19 protein-coding genes and 2 pseudogenes are annotated in these 17,364 nt (G+C 69.6%); 10 read left to right on the top strand and 11 right to left on the bottom strand.

Annotated features, from left to right (window positions below; all coding sequences use genetic code 11):
• Positions 1-79: 79 nt before the first annotated feature.
• Genes RM704_RS06490 through RM704_RS06475 form a run of 4 tightly spaced genes read left to right on the top strand, consistent with a single transcriptional unit; the run spans position 80 to position 3,254 of the window.
• On the top strand, positions 80-1,045 hold the full coding sequence (locus RM704_RS06490) for a fumarylacetoacetate hydrolase family protein (protein ID WP_033532155.1): 966 nt from the start codon (positions 80-82) through the stop codon (positions 1,043-1,045).
• A complete protein-coding gene (locus RM704_RS06485; protein WP_033532156.1) occupies positions 1,042-1,794 on the top strand; it encodes an SDR family NAD(P)-dependent oxidoreductase in 753 nt (250 codons plus the stop codon). The genes RM704_RS06490 and RM704_RS06485 overlap by 4 nt, the downstream gene beginning before the upstream one ends.
• A gap of 45 nt (positions 1,795-1,839) precedes the next feature.
• Entirely contained in the window at positions 1,840-2,622 is a 783-nt protein-coding gene (locus tag RM704_RS06480) for a CoA transferase subunit A (RefSeq protein WP_033532157.1), read from the top strand.
• Positions 2,619-3,254: a CoA transferase subunit B gene (locus RM704_RS06475; RefSeq protein WP_033532158.1), complete on the top strand. Its 636-nt coding sequence runs from the start codon at positions 2,619-2,621 to the stop codon at positions 3,252-3,254. Before RM704_RS06480 ends, RM704_RS06475 begins: the two co-directional genes overlap by 4 nt.
• Positions 3,255-3,809: 555 nt before the next feature.
• On the opposite strand, the gene RM704_RS06470 is transcribed toward RM704_RS06475, so the two are convergent.
• The 7 genes and pseudogenes from RM704_RS06470 to RM704_RS06440 all read right to left on the bottom strand — a co-directional run bounded on the left by RM704_RS06470 (position 3,810) and on the right by RM704_RS06440 (position 6,999).
• Positions 3,810-4,043: a hypothetical protein gene (locus tag RM704_RS06470; protein ID WP_052146544.1), complete on the bottom strand. Its 234-nt coding sequence runs from the start codon at positions 4,041-4,043 to the stop codon at positions 3,810-3,812.
• Positions 3,967-4,314 (bottom strand): annotated as a pseudogene (locus tag RM704_RS06465) (TetR/AcrR family transcriptional regulator); the annotation flags it as partial. The pseudogene RM704_RS06465 and the gene RM704_RS06470, both read right to left, overlap by 77 nt.
• A gap of 67 nt (positions 4,315-4,381) precedes the next feature.
• Positions 4,382-5,104: a methyltransferase domain-containing protein gene (locus RM704_RS06460; RefSeq protein WP_107072461.1), complete on the bottom strand. Its 723-nt coding sequence runs from the start codon at positions 5,102-5,104 to the stop codon at positions 4,382-4,384.
• Positions 5,105-5,175: 71 nt separating this feature from the next.
• Positions 5,176-5,322: a hypothetical protein gene (locus RM704_RS06455; protein ID WP_192829860.1), complete on the bottom strand. Its 147-nt coding sequence runs from the start codon at positions 5,320-5,322 to the stop codon at positions 5,176-5,178.
• Positions 5,323-5,456: 134 nt separating this feature from the next.
• Entirely contained in the window at positions 5,457-5,642 is a 186-nt protein-coding gene (locus RM704_RS06450; protein WP_311589995.1) for a hypothetical protein, read from the bottom strand.
• Between the two features lie 50 nt (positions 5,643-5,692).
• Entirely contained in the window at positions 5,693-5,974 is a 282-nt protein-coding gene (locus RM704_RS06445) for a hypothetical protein (RefSeq protein ID WP_033532160.1), read from the bottom strand.
• 401 nt (positions 5,975-6,375) lie between these two features.
• Complete coding sequence (locus tag RM704_RS06440) at positions 6,376-6,999, bottom strand: TetR/AcrR family transcriptional regulator (RefSeq protein WP_033532161.1); 624 nt, start codon at positions 6,997-6,999, stop codon at positions 6,376-6,378.
• Positions 7,000-7,194: 195 nt separating this feature from the next.
• On the opposite strand from RM704_RS06440, the gene RM704_RS06435 reads away from it, so the two are divergent.
• From RM704_RS06435 to RM704_RS06420, 4 genes and pseudogenes are all read left to right on the top strand, one after another.
• Positions 7,195-8,010 carry an oxidoreductase gene (locus tag RM704_RS06435; protein WP_033532162.1) on the top strand — a complete coding sequence of 272 codons (816 nt, stop codon included), beginning with the start codon at positions 7,195-7,197 and terminating at the stop codon, positions 8,008-8,010.
• Between the two features lie 87 nt (positions 8,011-8,097).
• Positions 8,098-8,232, top strand: a pseudogene (locus RM704_RS06430) (VOC family protein); the annotation flags it as partial.
• Positions 8,233-8,330: 98 nt separating this feature from the next.
• A complete protein-coding gene (locus RM704_RS06425) occupies positions 8,331-10,007 on the top strand; it encodes an FAD-dependent oxidoreductase (protein ID WP_033532163.1) in 1,677 nt (558 codons plus the stop codon).
• Positions 10,008-10,018: 11 nt separating this feature from the next.
• Positions 10,019-11,503, top strand: a complete 1,485-nt coding sequence (locus tag RM704_RS06420; RefSeq protein ID WP_192829868.1) for an ATP-binding protein — start codon at positions 10,019-10,021, stop codon at positions 11,501-11,503.
• Positions 11,504-11,723: 220 nt separating this feature from the next.
• Here the strand turns inward: RM704_RS06420 and RM704_RS06415 are convergent, their stop codons facing one another.
• From RM704_RS06415 to RM704_RS06405, 3 genes are all read right to left on the bottom strand, one after another.
• Positions 11,724-11,990: a hypothetical protein gene (locus RM704_RS06415; protein WP_311590253.1), complete on the bottom strand. Its 267-nt coding sequence runs from the start codon at positions 11,988-11,990 to the stop codon at positions 11,724-11,726.
• 319 nt (positions 11,991-12,309) lie between these two features.
• Positions 12,310-12,672, bottom strand: coding sequence for a hypothetical protein (locus tag RM704_RS06410; RefSeq protein ID WP_438828895.1), 363 nt, complete (start codon positions 12,670-12,672; stop codon positions 12,310-12,312).
• A 96-nt stretch (positions 12,673-12,768) separates the two neighbouring features.
• A complete protein-coding gene (locus RM704_RS06405) occupies positions 12,769-13,194 on the bottom strand; it encodes a TetR family transcriptional regulator C-terminal domain-containing protein (RefSeq protein ID WP_438828900.1) in 426 nt (141 codons plus the stop codon).
• Between the two features lie 230 nt (positions 13,195-13,424).
• Between RM704_RS06405 and RM704_RS06400 the strand changes: the two genes are divergently transcribed.
• Positions 13,425-14,369: an alpha/beta fold hydrolase gene (locus tag RM704_RS06400; protein ID WP_033532165.1), complete on the top strand. Its 945-nt coding sequence runs from the start codon at positions 13,425-13,427 to the stop codon at positions 14,367-14,369.
• Positions 14,370-14,740: 371 nt separating this feature from the next.
• A complete protein-coding gene (locus tag RM704_RS06395; RefSeq protein WP_311589984.1) occupies positions 14,741-15,982 on the top strand; it encodes an FAD-dependent monooxygenase in 1,242 nt (413 codons plus the stop codon).
• 182 nt (positions 15,983-16,164) lie between these two features.
• Here RM704_RS06395 and RM704_RS06390 read toward each other — a convergent pair whose 3' ends face one another.
• A complete protein-coding gene (locus RM704_RS06390) occupies positions 16,165-16,308 on the bottom strand; it encodes a hypothetical protein (RefSeq protein ID WP_157856819.1) in 144 nt (47 codons plus the stop codon).
• Positions 16,309-17,364 lie beyond the last annotated feature (1,056 nt).

The raw sequence follows: 17,364 nt of genomic DNA, 5'->3' as shown, positions 1-17,364 counted from the left end.
CGGCTCGGGCACGGAACGGTCCATGCCCTGACGACGCCCGCGCCCCCGGTCCACTCCTACGCCATACGCCAGGATTGCCATGCGCTTCGCCACGTACGAACACCACGGCCGCCGCAGCATCGCCACCGTGAATGACGACGGCACCCTCTACCCCTTCCCCGGCCGCGCCTCGCTGCTCGACCTGCTCCGGGCGGGCCCCGCGGCCCTGCGTGAGGCGGGCAACGCCACGCTGGACGTGCCAAGCGGCCCGCATGTCTCGCAGGTGCGGCTGCTGCCGCCTCTCCAGCCGCCGTCCGTGCGGGACTTCGTCACCTTCGAGGAGCACGTCGAGGGCGTACGGCGCAGCATCGACGACGCGGCCGGGGTCCCTGACGCCTGGTACGACGCGCCGACCTTCTACTTCACCAATCCGTACGCCGTCATCGGCGCCCACGACGACGTGCTCGTGCCGCCCGGCTCCTCGGTCCTGGACTTCGAACTCGAAGTCGCCGCCGTCATCGGCCGCGAGGGCCGCGACCTCACACCCAAGCAGGCCCGCGACCACATCATCGGCTACACGATCTTCAACGACTGGTCCGCCCGCGACCTCCAATCCGCCGAGATGAGGGTGGGGTTGGGCCCCTGCAAGGGCAAGGACACCGCCGCCACCCTCGGCCCGTACCTGGTCACCGCCGACGAACTGGAGCCGTACCGGGACACCGACGGTTTCCTGCGGTTGGCGCTGACCGCTCTGGTGAACGGCGAGGTGGTCGGCGAGGACCTGCTGTCCAACATGAGCTGGACCTTCGAGGAGATGGTCGCCTACGCCTCGCGCGGCACATACGTCCGTCCCGGTGATGTGCTGGGCTCCGGCACCTGCGGCAACGGCGGCTGCCTGGCAGAGCTGTGGGGCGTACGCGGCCGCCAGGACCCGCCACCGCTGAAGCCCGGCGACACCGTCACCCTCACCGTCGAGGGCATCGGCACCGTCTCCAACACCGTCGTGCCCGGCGCCGGAGCCGTACCGATCCCCGGGGCCCGCAAGCGCCCGCGGCTGCGTCCGTGAACGGCGGGGCCGTGAACAGGCTGGACGGCAAGGTCGTCGTCGTCACCGGAGCCGCGCGCGGACAGGGCGCGGCCGAGGCCGAGGCGCTGACCCGGGCGGGGGCGGTGGTCGTCGCCACCGATGTGACCCAGGCTCCGAGCTGTCTGCGCCTGGACGTCACCGAGGCGAAGGAGTGGGATGTGCTCGCCGAAGAGCTGCGCCGCCGGTACGGAGAGGTCCACGGCCTGGTCAACAACGCCGGCATCACCTGGCGCGCGCGGCTCCACGAGGTCACGCCCGAGGACTTCGCCCGCGTCCAGGCGGTCAACGTCACCGGCCCGCTCCTTGCCATCCAGCACCTGGCGCCATTGATGCCGCCCGGCTCGTCGATCGTCAACGTCGGTTCCTCCGCCGGGCTCACCGGGCACTATCCGGTCGCGTACACGGCCAGCAAGTGGGCGCTGCGAGGCCTGTCGAAGGCGGCCTGTGTCGAGCTGGGCCCGCGGGGCATCCGCGTGAACACCGTCCACCCCGGCTTCATCGAGACCGAGATGACCGCCTCCGCCCCGCCCGCCTTTCGCGAGGCGAACATCCGCGAGACGCCGCTGGCCCGCACCGGCACAGTCGACGAGATCACGCCGCTGGTGGTCTTCCTCCTCTCCGACGGCGCCTCCTTCATCACCGGCGCCGAGATCCCCGTAGACGGCGGCTTCACCGCACACGGCGGCGCCAAGTCCATCTCCGACGCCCTGCGGTCGGCCTGTGACTGAACTTCCGACTGGCTTCCCACAGGCTTCCGACTGAAAGACCCATACGTGAACAAGGTCAGCGCGAGCACCGCCGCGGCGGTCGCCGACATCCCCGACGGGGCCTCACTGGCAGTCGGCGGCTTCGGCCTGTCCGGCATACCGGCCACCCTCATCGACGCACTGCACGCCCAGGGCGCCACCGGCCTGAAGGTCGTCTCCAACAACTGCGGCGTCGACGGCCAGGGGCTGGGCGTCCTCCTCGCCGACGGCCGGATCAGCCGCGTGACGGGCAGTTACGTCGGCGAGAACAAGGAGTTCGCCCGCCAGTACCTGAGCGGTGAGCTGGAGGTCGAACTGGTCCCGCAGGGCACCCTCGCCGAGCGGCTGCGGGCCGGTGGGGCCGGCATCCCGGCCTTCTACACCCCGGCGGGCGTGGGCACCCAGGTCGCTGACGGCGGCCTGCCCTGGCGCTACGCGCCCGACGGCAGCATCGCCGTCGCCTCCCCGGCGAAGGAGTCCCGCACCTTCGGCGGTCGCGTGTACGTCCTCGAGCACGGCATCACCACCGACTACGCCCTCGTCCACGCCTGGCGCGGCGACACCCACGGCAACCTGGTCTTCAACAAGGCCGCTGCCAACTTCAACCCGCTCGCCGCCATGGCCGGCCGCGTCACGATCGCCGAAGTCGAGGAACTCGTCGAGCCCGGCGCCCTCGGCCCCGACGCGATCCACGTCCCCGGCATCTTCGTCCAGCGGATCCTGGCCCTCACCCCCGCCCAGGCGGCGGACAAGCGCATCGAGCACCTTCGAATGTCCGCGTCTTCGACACAAGGGACCGTACGCGCATGAGCTGGACCCGCGACCAGATGGCCACCCGCGCCGCCGCCGAGCTGACCGACGGGAGTTACGTCAACCTCGGCATCGGCCTGCCCACCCTTGTCCCGGGCCACCTTCCGCCGGGAGTTCACGTCGTCCTGCACTCCGAGAACGGCATCCTCGGCACCGGCCCGTACCCCCACGAGCACGAGGTCGACCCCGACCTCATCAACGCGGGCAAGGAGACCGTCACCGTCCTCCCCGGCGCCTCCTTCTTCGACTCCGCGCTCTCCTTCGGCATGATCCGCGGCGGCCACATCGACACCGCCGTCCTCGGCGCCATGCAGGTATCCGCCACCGGCGACCTCGCCAACTGGATGATCCCCGGCAAGATGGTCAAGGGCATGGGTGGCGCCATGGATCTCGTCCACGGCGCCCGCCGCGTCATCGTCCTCATGGAACACACCGCCAAGGACGGCAGCCCCAAGATCCTCGACGAGTGCACCCTGCCCCTCACCGGCAAGGCCTGCGTCCACCGCGTCATCACCGACCTCGGCGTCATCGACGTCACCGACAACGGCCTGTTCCTCGTGGAGACCGCCCCCGGCGTCACGGCCGAGGCCATCACGGCGGTCACTGCCGCGAAGCTGCACACCGCCACCTGAGGCACACCGACCTGGCCGCGGCGCACAGCCGGGCCAGTAACAGGCCTTCACCGAGGAGGTGTAGGCCCACCAGTTCCAGTCGCTCCCGCATGCGCACGTACGCGGCCCGGTCCGGGGGCCGAGGAGCCGACGGGGGGATTACCCCGCCGTGTCACGGTCTCGGAGAGCTAGGAGCGGCGGCCGCCCAAGGGGATGGTGTCGCCGGTGACTTCGCAGCGGGACATCGGGCAGGCGCGCGACTCCACGCGTTTTGAAGTCGTCGGCCACGAGCCCTGACTGTACCTACGACACCGATTCGAGCCTGTGACCTACCTGGCCGCTGGTATGTGGCACGTTTCGCTCGTGTTCCGGTCCCACGCCTAGATTCCGGGCTCGGCCAGTTCTCCGTTGAGGGAGTACAGCCAGCCAATTGCGGGCGGCGGGCATGAGCGGGCCCACGCCGCTCAGGAAGGGCTGTGGTTGTACGGCGGTGTGGCCGGTGGCCCTGACGGGTGTTCCACCGGCCGGACTGTCGCCGGTGACCGCGCCGACGTCCATCGCCTCTTCAGCGTCCCGTCAGTTCTCTTCGCTCAGTGTGCCTATTGCCTGGTCGAGGAGTGCGGACAGTGGTGCCTGCCTGTCACCGGCCGTCCAGCCGTCGTAGGAAGCGTCCAGGCAGGAGATCGCCGACGCCACGAGGACCCGGGCGCGGAGGTCGTTGAGGGGGTCGGTGTCACCGCCGAGCCGGCGGAAGATCTCCGGCACCAGGGTGCTCTGCCAACCCTGCTCCTTGTCCCACTGACGGGTCATCAGGGCGCAGGCGGCTGAACAGTTGCATCAGGTTCTGGAACAGCTCGGGCGCGTCGGCCTGCGGCTGAGTGACTACGTCGAAGGCGCGGCGCAGTGCTCCCCAGGGCCGCTCGCTCTCGGGCCGGGTGGCGAGCGCGGCGGCGACCTCGTGGCCGAACTCGGCCATTCTGCCCAGGACGAGTTCCTCCTTGGCGCCGAAGTACCGGAAGAACGTGGTGCGCGACAGGCCCGCCTCGGCAGCGATCTCGACGGTCGTGTTCTCGAAGCCCTGCTCGGCGAAGGCGTGGTCACCGTTCCCCGGTCAAGCGGATCTCCGCGGCCCGTGCTCCATCTGCTCTCTAGGCGGAGGCGGCAGCCACGAAGAACGGAATGGCGATGAGGAAGCGGTCGGCCTCGGCGCGTCGGTGCTGTTCGGCGAGCCACTCGTCGGCCTGGTCACGGCCGACGGCGCCGCTCGTGCAGGCCCGCTCGGCGAGCCCGGTGAGCAGCGACAGCATCGCGGGATCGGTGAACACGGTGGTGTGCACCTCGATGGTGACGTCGTTGAAGCCGCCGTCCAGGAGCAGGTTGCGGTACTGGCGGCCGGCGCGGGGCGCGCCCAGGAGGTCGGCACGGGCGTGCACGATCGTGCGGGTGAGCGCCGCATCATCGGAGTCGACCATGATGGCGTCCCAGTCCTGCCCGACCAGGACGATCCTGCCGCCCGGGCAGAGGACGCGCCGCGCTTCCGCCACCGCGCGCCACGGCTCCTGAAGTGCGTGGAAGACCTTGTCGGCACGGTAGCCGCGCACACTTCCGTCGGCGAACGGCAGATCTTCCGCCCCCGCCTCCCAGAACTCGGCTGCCGGCCACCGTTTCCGGGCCTCGGCCAGCATCCACGGATCGGGATCCACGCCCACCGCGTGGACGCCACGCTCGCCCAGCTCGGCGACGGCCCGCCCGGCCCCGCAGCCGATGTCCACGACAGACGAGCCGGGGACAAGAGACAGCAGTTCGTAGGAGCGGGCCCGCAGCAGGCTGGCGCTCGGCATCTGGTCCATCGCGTCGAGGAGGGCCAGCATGGCCTCGGTGGCGCGGTGCTTTTCCACGAAAGGTGTCGTCACAGCCATGGCCTCCTGCCTTTCCTTGCCAGTCATGGTTCGGTCAGCCCTTCGAGTGCTGGGTGGTTGGAGGGGGTCAGCTGTCCAGGAAGCCCGTGCGGGAAGTGCCCCACGCCGGGTATGGCGATGCGTTCGAAGCCGTTGGTGAACAGGTCGTCCATGCCGTCGCTCACCGCCACGGAAAAGCAGTCGTCGTCGGCACCGTGGAGGTAGAGCGACAGGACGGTGATGGCGCCAGGCGTGCACGCAGCCCGTTCGGCGAGCCGGTTGTGTACTGAACAGTCAGGAACCTAGGCGGTTCTGTACTGAGTTGTCAAGCGCGGCGGGTCGGCTTTCCCTTTCTCCGTGGTCGCGACGGCGGTGGCCGAGTGTGTGCGAGCGGCGCAGCTGGGGGAACGCACGGCACTCCGTCGTCGTCGGCCACGATCACGTCACCGGGTGGGCCGGTGGTGCCGGCGACCACGGCGGGCGCGTTCACCGGGCCGGGGCCGGCCTTCACCGTGCCCTGTGCTGCGGCCCCTCGTGAACAGGCGGGAAAGCCTATTGCCGTCAGCTCGGACGGACCATGTGGTCCTGCGCGGTCATGCTGCCCGTCGCCTTGGTCTCGACGTCGAACACGGGCGTGATGTCCAGCAGCAGGTCGGGGGTGAACCTCGCGGACCTGGTGCTGGCGCGGCTCGAACTGGAACCCCTGGGCGGCGACGAGCGGCCGGGTGCACGGTGGTGGCCGTGGGCCTGGGAGATCCTGCGCGTCAGCAGGGTGGTCGCCTGTGCCTGGTTGTGGTCCCGGTTGTACGGGGGCGTTCGCCACGTGGGTGAGCATGACGCCACGCAGGACGGCGACGATCGGACCGGGCGCCGACTCGTCGACGCTCAGCGGGAGTCCGTACTGCTGCCCGCATCCGCAGCGACGTCACCCAGCTCTACGAGGGCACCGAGGCGGAGCGCTGGGGCGAATTCGCGCAAACGCGGTCTGCGTTGGCGCAGCGGCGGCCGAAGTGTCACCGTCTGCTGGCGGCGTGGCGTTCGGCGACTGACCGTGCAGTTCAAGTCCGGCGACACCGCGCATGCGGTGGAGCAAGTCGCCTGGGGTGCGGGCGCAGTTCTTCGCCCGCACCCCAGGCGACCGCCCGGCGGCGGGTGAACGTGCCACGAGGCGGGCCGTGTCTCCGCGGCGTCGAAGTGGGCCGGCCGCATCGGATGCCTGGGCGACGAGGTCGGCTGTGCCCTTGTCAGGGGTGGCGCGGGCGGGGCAGCAGGGCGAAGGCGCTCTCCGCGATCGAGGTCAGGCGCTCGGGGCTGTGGCCGTACGCGCCTACGACATCGCACCCGCGGATGATGGTCAGCAGAAGGTAGGCGAGGTCGTCGGGGTCGGCGTCGGGGTCGATGTCGCCGTTGCGCTGTGCCGCTCGCACACAGTCGGCCACCGCCGTCCGGACCACGGAGAAGCAGTCGTTGGCCAGGCGTTTGACCTCGGGGTCGGAGGTTCCGATCTCCAGGGCCATCTTGGCGGCGAAGCAGGCGGCGGCCGCCCGGTCGGGGGCGGGGGGTACGTCGGCGGCGAGTGGCACTCCGTGGACGGCGCGGAGCAAGTAGGCGTGCAGTCGTTCCAGGGCGCCCTCGTCCGGTCCGGCGAGTGCCTTCCGCGGACCCTGCCCCAGCCGGGCGAAGTAGCCGGTCATCGCCTGCAGCAGCACGCCGTGTTTGCCGTCGAACGCGGCGTAGAGGCTGCCGCGGCCCAGGCCGGTGGCGGCGCTGATGTCGTCGACGCTCGTGCCATTGTAGCCCGTGGTGCGGAACTGCCGCTCGGCGGCATGCAGGACGTGGTCGGGGTCGAAGCTTCGTGGTCTGGCCATACATCGAAGGTAAAGCCGATCCACCCTTCTTGACAACCCAGTACAGAACCGCCTAGGTTTCTGAAAGTTCAAGTACGTCATCGTCCTGAGCTCACGGCTGGTCCGGGCTTGCAGGACCGGTGCGGACCCTGTCGGCCTGAGCACAGGCGACCCCGCAGCGCACGACGAAGTCATGCCACGACCGAAGGAACGAACATGCAGACAGCTTCCCCGGTGGCCCTCGTGACGGGCGCTTCCTCCGGGATCGGGCGGGCGGCGGCGCTCGCCCTCGTGGGCGCCGGCTTCGCGGTGGTCGGCACGAGCCGCAACGCGGCGAACGCCGAGCCGCTCGCCGGGGTGACGTTCCTCGATCTCGACGTGGCCAGCGACGAGTCGGTCCGCTCCCTGGTCGAGGAGGTGATCGAGCGGTTCGGCCGGATCGACGTCCTGGTCAACAACGCAGGCGTGGGCGCGGTCGGCGCCGGCGAGGAGAGCTCGATCAACCAGACCAAGGAGGTCTTCGACATCAACGTCTTCGGCCTGATGCGGATGACAAACGCAGTGATGCCCCACATGCGCGCCCAGGGCGGTGGCCGCGTGGTCAACGTCTCCTCGGTGCTCGGTCTGATCCCAGCCCCCTTCATGGCCGTCTACGCCGCCACCAAGCATGCGGTCGAGGGCTATTCCGAGTCCGTCGACCACGAGCTTCGCGAGCACGGCGTCCGGATGCTGCTGGTCGAGCCGGCCTACACAAGCACGAGTTTCGAGGCGAGCAGCATGGCACCCGACTCGCCCCTGCCGGTCTACGCCGCGCAGCGGGGGGTCTCCCGAGACGTGCTGGCCACGGCCGTGCGCAACGCCGACGCCCCGGACGTTGTCGCGAAGGTGATCGTCGCGGCCGCCACCGATTCCAAGCCCAAGCTCCGGTACACCGCCGGCTCGATGGCCGCACGCGTCAGCGTCCTGCGCCGGATCGTGCCCTCGCGCGCCTTCGACAGACAAATCCGCAAGCTCAACCGACTGGCCGGCTGACCCCGCAGTACACCCGGCGCCTGAGGAGACGCCCATGTCCCAGCCCAGAGACACCGAAGCCAGCATCGTGGGCGGCGCGGGGCCGACCGGCAGGCCGAGGTCGACCGGCTGCTGGCCCTCGGGGCGCGGCACGCGGACATCGGCCAGGGAGAGCCGTCCTGGACCACACTGGTGGACCCGGAGGGCAACGAGTTGTGCGTGCTCGGCTCGCGGCGAAGCTGACCGGACCGAAGCAGGGCTGATCGAAAATACGATGGCTGAAAGGCGGCGCGGCACCGAGCCGGCGCCGACCGTGATCCGATCACTCGGGGTGTAGACGTATGGCACAGGCCGCAGACGCTGCGCGGACCGTCATCGTGACCGTGGACGACGACCCCGGGGTGTCCCGGGCCGTCGCCCGTGACCTGCGACGGCGCTACGGCGAGTCGTACCGGATCGTGCGCGCGGAGTCCGGGGAGTCCGCGCTGGAGGCGCTGCGGGAGCTGAAGCTGCGTGGGGATCTGGTCGCGGTGATCCTTGCCGATTACCGGATGCCGCAGATGAACGGCATCGAGTTCCTCGAACAGGCCCTGGACCTCTATCCGGGCGCCCGGCGCGTGCTGCTGACCGCGTACGCGGACACCAGCGCGGCGATCGACGCGATCAACGTCGTCGACCTCGACCACTACCTCCTCAAGCCGTGGGACCCGCCGGAGGAGAAGCTCTACCCGGTGCTCGACGACCTCCTGGAGGCGTGGCGGTGCAGTGACTACCGGCCGGTGCCCGCGACCAAGGTGATCGGGCACCGCTGGTCGGCGCGCTCCTCGGACGTGCGGGAGTTCCTGGCCCGCAACCAGGTGCCGTACCGCTGGTACTCCAGGGACGAGCCCGAGGGGCAGCGGCTGCTGGCGGCGGCCGGGCAGGACGGGCAGCGGCTGCCGGTGGTGATCACCCCCGACGGCACGCCCCTGGTCAGGCCGGAGGCGGCCGACCTGGCCGCCCACGTGGGCCTCGCCACGACCCCCACCGCGGACTTCTACGACCTGGTCGTCATCGGCGGCGGCCCCGCCGGGCTGGGCGCGGCCGTGTACGGGGCCTCGGAGGGGCTGCGGACGGTGCTCGTGGAGCGGTCGGCGACCGGCGGGCAGGCCGGGCAGAGTTCGCGGATCGAGAACTACCTGGGCTTCCCCGACGGTGTGTCGGGCGCCCAGCTCACCGACCGGGCCCGCCGACAGGCGACGAAGTTCGGCGCGGAGATCCTCACCGCCCGTGAGGTGGCGGGCCTGGAGGTCAACGGCGCGGCCCGGACCGTGCGCTTCTCGGACGGGTCGCAGATCGCGGCGCACAGCGTGATCCTGGCGACCGGTGTGTCGTACCGGCGGCTGGAGGCGCCGGGTGCCGACGAGTTGTCGGGCCGCGGGGTGTTCTATGGGTCCGCGCTCACCGAGGCCGCCGCCTGCCAGGGCCACGACGTGTACATCGTCGGCGGCGCCAACTCGGCAGGGCAGGCGGCGATGTACCTGTCCAGGGGCGCCAAGTCGGTCACCCTGCTGGTGCGCGGAGCGGACCTCACCGCGTCGATGTCGCACTATCTGATCCAGCAGATCGCCGAGTCGCCGAACATCTTTGTACGGGCCCACACGGTCGTCGAGGCTGCGCACGGCGACAACCATCTGGAACAGCTGACGTTGCGCGACACGACGAGCAGTCAGTCCGAACTCGTCGACGCGCAGTGGCTGTTCGTGTTCATCGGCGCGGCCCCGCTGACCGACTGGCTGGACGGTACGGTGCTGCGGGACGAGCGCGGGTTCATCCTGGCCGGGCCCGACCTGACCGCCGACGGGCGGCCACCGGCGGACTGGGAGCTGGACCGGCCGCCGTACCACCTGGAGACCAACATCCCCGGCGTGTTCGTCGCCGGGGACGCGCGCGCGGAGTCCGCGAAGCGGGTCGCGTCCGCCGTCGGAGAGGGAGCCATGGCCGTGATGCTCGTACACCGGTATCTGGAGCAGTCGTGAGCGGGCAGCCTATGCCGTGCGACGCGGCGGAGATCAGTTCCCTCTTCCTGTTCGAGAAGCTGAACTCCGAGCAGATCGACAGGCTGTGCAGCGAGGGACGGGTCGAACTGTTCGACCCCGGGCCGGTGTTCACCGAAGGTGACCCGGCGACCTGCTTCTACGTGATGATCGAGGGCACGGTCGTCATGTCGCGCCGGGTGGGCGGCGACGACATCGAGGTGAGCCGCACGTCCCAGCCAGGGGTGTACGCGGGGGCCGTGCGGGCGTACGTCGGGGACGGGAAACCGCAGCGGTACATGAACTCGTTGCGGGTGCCGGAGCCGACGCGGTTCTTCGTCCTGCCCGCCGAATCGTTCGCGAACTTCATGCACGAGTGGTTTCCGATGGCGGTCCATCTCCTGGAGGGACTCTTCCTCGGTTCGCAGACCTTTCAGCGGGCCATCGGGCAGCGCGAACGGCTGCTGGCGCTGGGCTCGTTGTCCGCGGGTCTCACCCATGAGCTCAACAACCCGGCCGCGGCCGCCGTACGGGCCACCGCCTCGCTCAGGGACCGGGCCACGCACATGCGCAACAAGCTCGCCGTCATCGCCTCGAGCCCCGACCACGCCGACGCCCTGAAGACCCTGCTCGACCTTCAGGAACGGACGGCCGAGCGGGTCTCCAAGGCGCCGGCACTGAGCCCGCTCGAAGCGTCCGACCGGGAGGACGAACTCGCCGACTGGCTCGACGACCACGGCGTCCGGAACGGCTGGCAGATCGCGCCGACCTTCGTGCAGGGCGGTCTCGACGTCGACTGGCTGGAGCAGATCGCGGCCGCCGTCGACGAGCAGGAAATCCTGCAGAGTGCCATCGAGTGCCTCAACTACACGGTAGAGACCGAACTGTTGATGTCCGAGATCAAGGACTCCACCACCCGCATTTCGCACCTCGTCGACGCCGCCAAGCAGTACTCGCAGCTGGACCGCGCCCCCTACCAGATCGCCGATGTCCACGAACTCCTCGACAGCACGCTGCTGATGCTCTCGGGCAAGATCGGTCCCCAGGTCAAGGTCGTGAAGGATTACGACCGTTCGGTGCCGAGGATTCCGGCCTACCCGGCCGAACTGAACCAGGTGTGGACCAACCTGATCGACAACGCCGTCTCCGCCATCAACAGCGCGGGCGGCGAAGGGACGTTGACCGTACGCACCGCTCTGGTGCACGACCGGCTGCTGGTGGAGTTCCGCGACACGGGCCCGGGAGTGCCGGCCGAGATCCGCGGCCGGATCTTCGACCCGTTCTTCACCACCAAACCGGTGGGCGAGGGCACCGGGCTGGGGCTCGACATCTCCTGGCGGATCGTCGTCAACAAGCACCACGGTGACCTGAAAGTCGAGTCCGTACCCGGCGACACCCGCTTCCAGGTGCTGCTCCCCCTCACCGCCACCGACCCCGACACCGAGCCCGATACCGTCCCCGACCCGGCCCAGGAGCCCTCACCGGGCGTCCTGGGATGAGACAGGCCCAAGCCACTTTCAGCCTCACCTGCCACCCCACCTGACCAGCAAGTCTCAACCCACATCTCCAGCAGCACGAGCACCACAACCCGGCGGCCAGAAAATCACCGGATACACGGGAAATTCAGGTGAAAACAACCTCTAAGTCTCGGGGTCGGGGTCGGTAACGCAAGGGTGCTTCGCGGGCCGTACGGGCCTTCTTCGTGCTCAGTCGTGCGCGTCAGGGGGCCCAGGTGGCGCGCGCCTCTTGGTCGGGGTCGGGGTTGGGGAGGCTGGTGGCGGTTGCCGGTGCGGCGGGGTGCCGTATGACGGTGATCGGGACCGCGCCGGGTTCGGTGGGCGGTGCCCAGATCATGCGCCAGGTGTCGTCCCACTCGCAGCCGCACGGGTGGTCTTGGTGCGGGTGCCGTAGGAAGACGACGTGCATGTGGACTGCCCGTGGGATGCGGTGGATGAGCACCGCGGGGTCGTCGCGGGGGAGGGGCACTGGTGAAGCGTCGGTATTCGAGAGTTGCAGTATTCGCCTGCGCGGCGGGCAACCCTGGCAGGCTCTGATCCTGGCCACCCTGACAGGCGCCACCCGAGCCGAAGGCTGCGGGTGCTGTGCGGCGGGTCCGGTAACCGCCGACTGCTGTCGTCGGCTCGGCAGGACTCAAGCCGGTCCTCCAGGGGGCGCCACGCTGGCTGGGCGCGGGGCAGGAGGGCTGCCGTCCGGCCGGGTCCACCGGGGTCGTCGGCCAGCTCGATGACCTCGGTGATCCGCTTGCCCACCGGTTCCCGCTCGACGCAGAACGTCTGCGACACCGTCATAGCGATCTCCAGGCCGTGTTGCCCGGTCCGTTCCGGGTCGGCCGCCTGGAGGGACGGCAACGTGGTGCTGCTGTCCCACACGCTGATCTGGACGGCGCCCTCGACGAACTCCAGGTCCAGCAGACACGGGCCGGGGCGTATTTCCGCGCGTTGGTGACCAGCTCGCTCACGACCAGTTGCACCATGCCCATCACCCGCTCCGGCACCGGCAGCCCGTGCACGGCCTGCACCGTGGTGAGGAAGTCGCGGGCCATGGCACGGGCCTCGGCGATCTCCGCGCCGCCCTCGAGCGCGGCACCGGCCCTGATCAGACCATCGGCGAGCGGGTCCTGGCCCTCATTTTGGGCAGCAGCACCCATGGAACCGCCTCACGTCCGAAGCGCCGAGCAGTGCCCACCCCGCATACCCCATGTCCGACCGCGTCAGACGTCTCAACGAGGCCGGCTGTGCCCTTGTCAGGGGTGGCGCGGGCGGGGCAGCAGGGCGAAGGCGCTCTCCGCGATCGAGGTCAGGCGCTCGGGGCTGTGGCCGTACGCGCCTACGACATCGCACCCGCGGATGATGGTCAGCAGAAGGTAGGCGAGGTCGTCGGGGTCGGCGTCGGGGTCGATGTCGCCGTTGCGCTGTGCCGCTCGCACACAGTCGGCCACCGCCGTCCGGACCACGGAGAAGCAGTCGTTGGCCAGGCGTTTGACCTCGGGGTCGGAGGTTCCGATCTCCAGGGCCATCTTGGCGGCGAAGCAGGCCGCGGCCGCCCGGTCGGGGGCGGGGGGTACGTCGGCGGCGAGTGGCACTCCGTGGACGGCGCGGAGCACGTAGGCGTGCAGTCGTTCCAGGGCGCCCTCGTCCGGTCCGGCGAGTGCCTTCCGCGGACCCTGCACCAGCAAGCCGACCCACCATTCTTGACAGCGCAGTACAGAACCCTCTAGGTTTCGGACTGTTCAGTAAACAACGGTACTGAGCTCCCGGGACAGGCCGCGTACACGCCTGCAGCACGCAGCTCAGCACTGGAGCGAGCCGACCGGTGAACGCTGCTTCAAACCCACCCACCCCGGAGGACCGCATGACCGCGGTCCGTACGGACAACACCGCAAGGAAGGCGCGAGATCCAGTGATTGCTGCTGAAGAGACGTTCGACGGCACATGGCCGTATCCCGCCCGCTTCACCGAGGCGGCCGGCTTCCGTCAGCACTATGTCGACGAGGGCCCCTCACGGCCCGATCAGACGATCGTCATGCTGCATGGCGAGCCCACCTGGGGCTACGAGTGGCGCCACTTGATCGGGCCGCTGTCACGCCACCACCGCGTGATCGTCCCCGACCACATGGGCTTCGGCAAGAGCGAGACACCGCAGGACCGCACGTACGACGCGAGCGAACACATCCTCAATCTCGAATCGCTGCTCGTCGACACGCTCGACCTCACGGACATCACCCTGGTACTCCGGGACTGGGGCGGCCCCATCGGCACCGGGTTCGCGCTGCGTCACCCCGACCGGATCTCCCGGATCTTCGCCACGAACACCGTGCTGCCCCTCGCAGACGACATCGCCCCTCTCATGAAGGCCAACGGCGCCGAGAGCCGGTGGTTCCAGTGGGCTCACTCGGCGCTCTCGGACGGTTCGTTCGAGCAGATCCTCGGAAACGCGGGTCACACCATCGCCCACCTGATGATCGACCTGCAGCATGTCACCCGGCCCGAGATCGCCACGCCGACCTGGATCCGCGCCTACTCCAGCCCCTTTTCGACCCCGGCGGAGTCCCGCGGTGTCATCGCCTTCCCCCGGCAGGTCCTGGAGGGCCCGCAGGGCCCCCCGCCCGGCCCGCCGACCATGGAAGCCGTCGCCGCGCTGCGCGCCGTACCGGCGATGCTGGCGGTTGGGATGCGGGACACCGCACTGCTGCCCCAGTACGTGATCCCGTCGTTCAGGCTGGCCTACCCCGACGCGCCCGTGGTCGAGATTCCGGGCGCCGGCCACTTCCCGACCGAGGATGCGCCCGAGACGCTGCTGGCACTGCTCGAGCTGTTCCTGCAGACGACGCCCGCGCGCACCTGAATTCTGAGTAGCGAAGGGCTGGCTCCGCGCGTGCGGAGCCGGCAACGCCACCGATCTGGTCGCCCAGGTCGGGGCCTCCGCAGCGGCCGGCGCCGACATCAACAGGTTGAGGGGCCGCAGGATGATCTTGAAGCGCTGAGATCTCAGCCCATCACCCTCGCCTCACCTTCATCGGTGAGGAAACCGCTCCGTTTTCCCGTCTGGAGGCTCATCAGTTTCCAGACGGTTCTCCGTCATGCCCAGCAAGCAAGCAGCAGGAGCGTCCCGCCGAGGTCAACGCCGCACTCCTCGACTTCCTCACCGCCTCGACGACTTCACATCCTCGGCTTCCTCAACGGCCGACCCACCCCAACCAGATGAAGGACACGACAATGTCGGAGCGCAATCCCATGGACAAGAACACGACATCGCGACAGCGGGCCCTGGTGGTCGGCCTCGGGATCAGCGGGACCGCCTCCGCGCTGCGACTGCATCGCGCGGGCTGGGACGTGGTGGTGCTGGAGAAGGCCCCCGAGCGGCGCCGCGGCGGATACTTCATCGCCCTGTTCGGGACCGGGCTCGCCGCCGCCGAACGGCTGGGCTTCGCCGATGCGGTGCCGAATCGCTACGCTCCTGAAGGCGTGAGCTACGACGTCGACCGCACGGGCCGGCGCCGCCGCGGTATGGGCTACGCCGATGTGTTCGGCGGGTCTCGAATGGTGATGCGGGGCGACATCGAAGACGCGGCCTTCACCGCCCTGCCCGACGAGGTCGAGATCCGGTACTCGACCGTGCCGATCGCGCTGGACCAGTACCTCGACGGCGTGGACGTCGAGATCCGCGACCTGACGACGGAGACGACGACCGTCGAACGGTTCGACCTGGTGGTCGGGGCAGACGGACTGCGCTCGACGGTGCGCCGACTTGCGTTCGAGCCCGAGCAGAGCCCGATCCGTCGGCTGAACTACATGATCGCCGTGTACGGCCTGCCCGAGCCGGTACCCGGCTACCGCTCACAGGACGGACTGGTCATGGCCGAGGCGGGCCGATCGGTGTGGGTGTTCTCGTTCGCCGACCGTCCGCCGACGGTGCTGTTCTCCTACCGCACCGACGACGTGGACGCCGAGTTCACCCGGCCGGCCATCGACTCGCTGCGCGCCGCCTACGGCCCCGAGCCCACCGGCTCCACGCTCGGTTGGCTGCTCGACCAGTTCGAGAAGGCCCCGGACCACCTGTTCGACTCCGCCGAGCAGGTGCACCTCGACCACTGGCACCGCGGCAGAGTCGTGCTCGTCGGCGACGCCGCGTGGTGCCTGACCGTTTACTCCGCCATGGGGGCATCCACCGGCCTGGCCGGGGCGGACCTGCTCGGCACCATGCTGGAACGTCACGCGCACGACGTGCCACGAGCGCTGCAGGACTGGGAGGACCACCTGCGCCCGTTCATCGACCACCACCTCGGCAGCGGTGTGAGCCAGCGCAGTTTCTTCACCCCCGGCAATCGGGCCGAGTTGCTGCTTCGGTCTGGGATGATCCGCCTCGCCCGGCTGCCGATCGCCGGCCGGTTGTTCGCCAAGATGATGACGAACAGGTCGCGGATGAAAAGTCTGGATATCGCCGCCGCTGCAGCGTGAGCGGAGTTCCTCGAATACGAGCGGGAGAACGAGGTCGTCTGGGCCCGCAACTGTGGCGACTACCGTGGTCTGGCTGCGGGTGCCGCACCGGCTGCACACGATCCCGGTCTTGCGGTCGAGACGTTGCAGTCGCAGCGGACCCTGGGCGGGTTCAGAGCGCACGACGCGGTTGGCGAGGCGGGTCATCGGCGCCCCGGCTGGGCCGGGGAATCGCCGCCACCGGGGCGGCCGCGGACGACGAAGGAGCCGGGTCCGATGCTGGTGCGTGTGTTGTTGAGGAACGAACGCAGCCGGCCGGTGTAGGCATCGTGCAGTTCGCTGGCCATGTCTGTAAGTCGAGCAGCCACAGCACAGATCAGCCGCGGGCGGCCCTGGGTAGCCGCAGCGGCCGGTAGCCGTCGGGTCCAGCTTGGCCAACGCCGTCGGTGTCCTCCGAGTGGGTTCCGTAAAAGTGGACGTTGGCGTGGTAGCTGGGCCAGACGCCAGCAGCTCATCGTCGCTGGGCCGGCCGGCACGACGCAGCGCGGTCACCGCCAGGCCGTGAAACTTGGTGCTCCAGGTAACGATCGCGTCCGTGGCCACCGTCAGGCACCACATCTGCTCCGACTGGTGTACCGCCCGTACTGCCACGGCTGGGAGTGCGTGATGAGCCCATCGGTATCCTCGCCGCCGGCGCGGCCTCCAAGTCACGCACCTCACGCCCGCTTCCCTCACAGCGCAGGCGTGAGCCCCAGGTTCTCGGCCGACTGGCGGAGGGCCTGAGCCACGGCCGCCGTTCGGGGTTGTGGGCCGGACGGGGAAGCGGGCCATACGGCCGCGATGCGGCGGTGGCCCGCCGCGGGGACCGTGGGGCAGGGCCACGGCTTCGGATGGGGCGCGGGTGAGGGCGAGGGCGGGGACCATAGCCGCGCCGAGGCCCGCTCGGACCAGGGACAGTGCGATGGGGAACTCCCGAGCGGTGTGGGCGCGGCTCGGGGTGTAGGCGTACTGCGCGGAGATGCGCGCGGGGCATGGCCGCCGTGCCGGGCGGGGCGGTCCCGGCGACGATGACCAATCGTCCGGGGTGACCACGCGGTACTCGTCGTCGGCGATCGGCGCGGACGCCAGGACGCGCCACCGTAAAGCCGACCCGCTGTATTTGACAACTCAGTACAGAACCATCTAGGTTTCGGACTGTTCAGTAAACAACGGTGGGAGTTGCATCGCCGTACTGGATCCGTACATCACGAACGTCGGGCTGTCCTGCATCGGCCGCGGTGTCCACGAGTCCTCGCTGTCGAACCTGAGCTGGGTGCTCGGCGCGTACGCGATCACCTACGCCGCTTACTTGCTACTTGGTCCGGGCTTGCCGGACCGCGACGCCGCGAAGGCGGCTTGGAGGT

The organism is Streptomyces gottesmaniae (assembly GCF_031845845.1).
Lineage (GTDB): Bacteria > Actinomycetota > Actinomycetes > Streptomycetales > Streptomycetaceae > Streptomyces > Streptomyces akebiae.
This window is presented reverse-complemented; position numbering and strand designations above follow the sequence as displayed.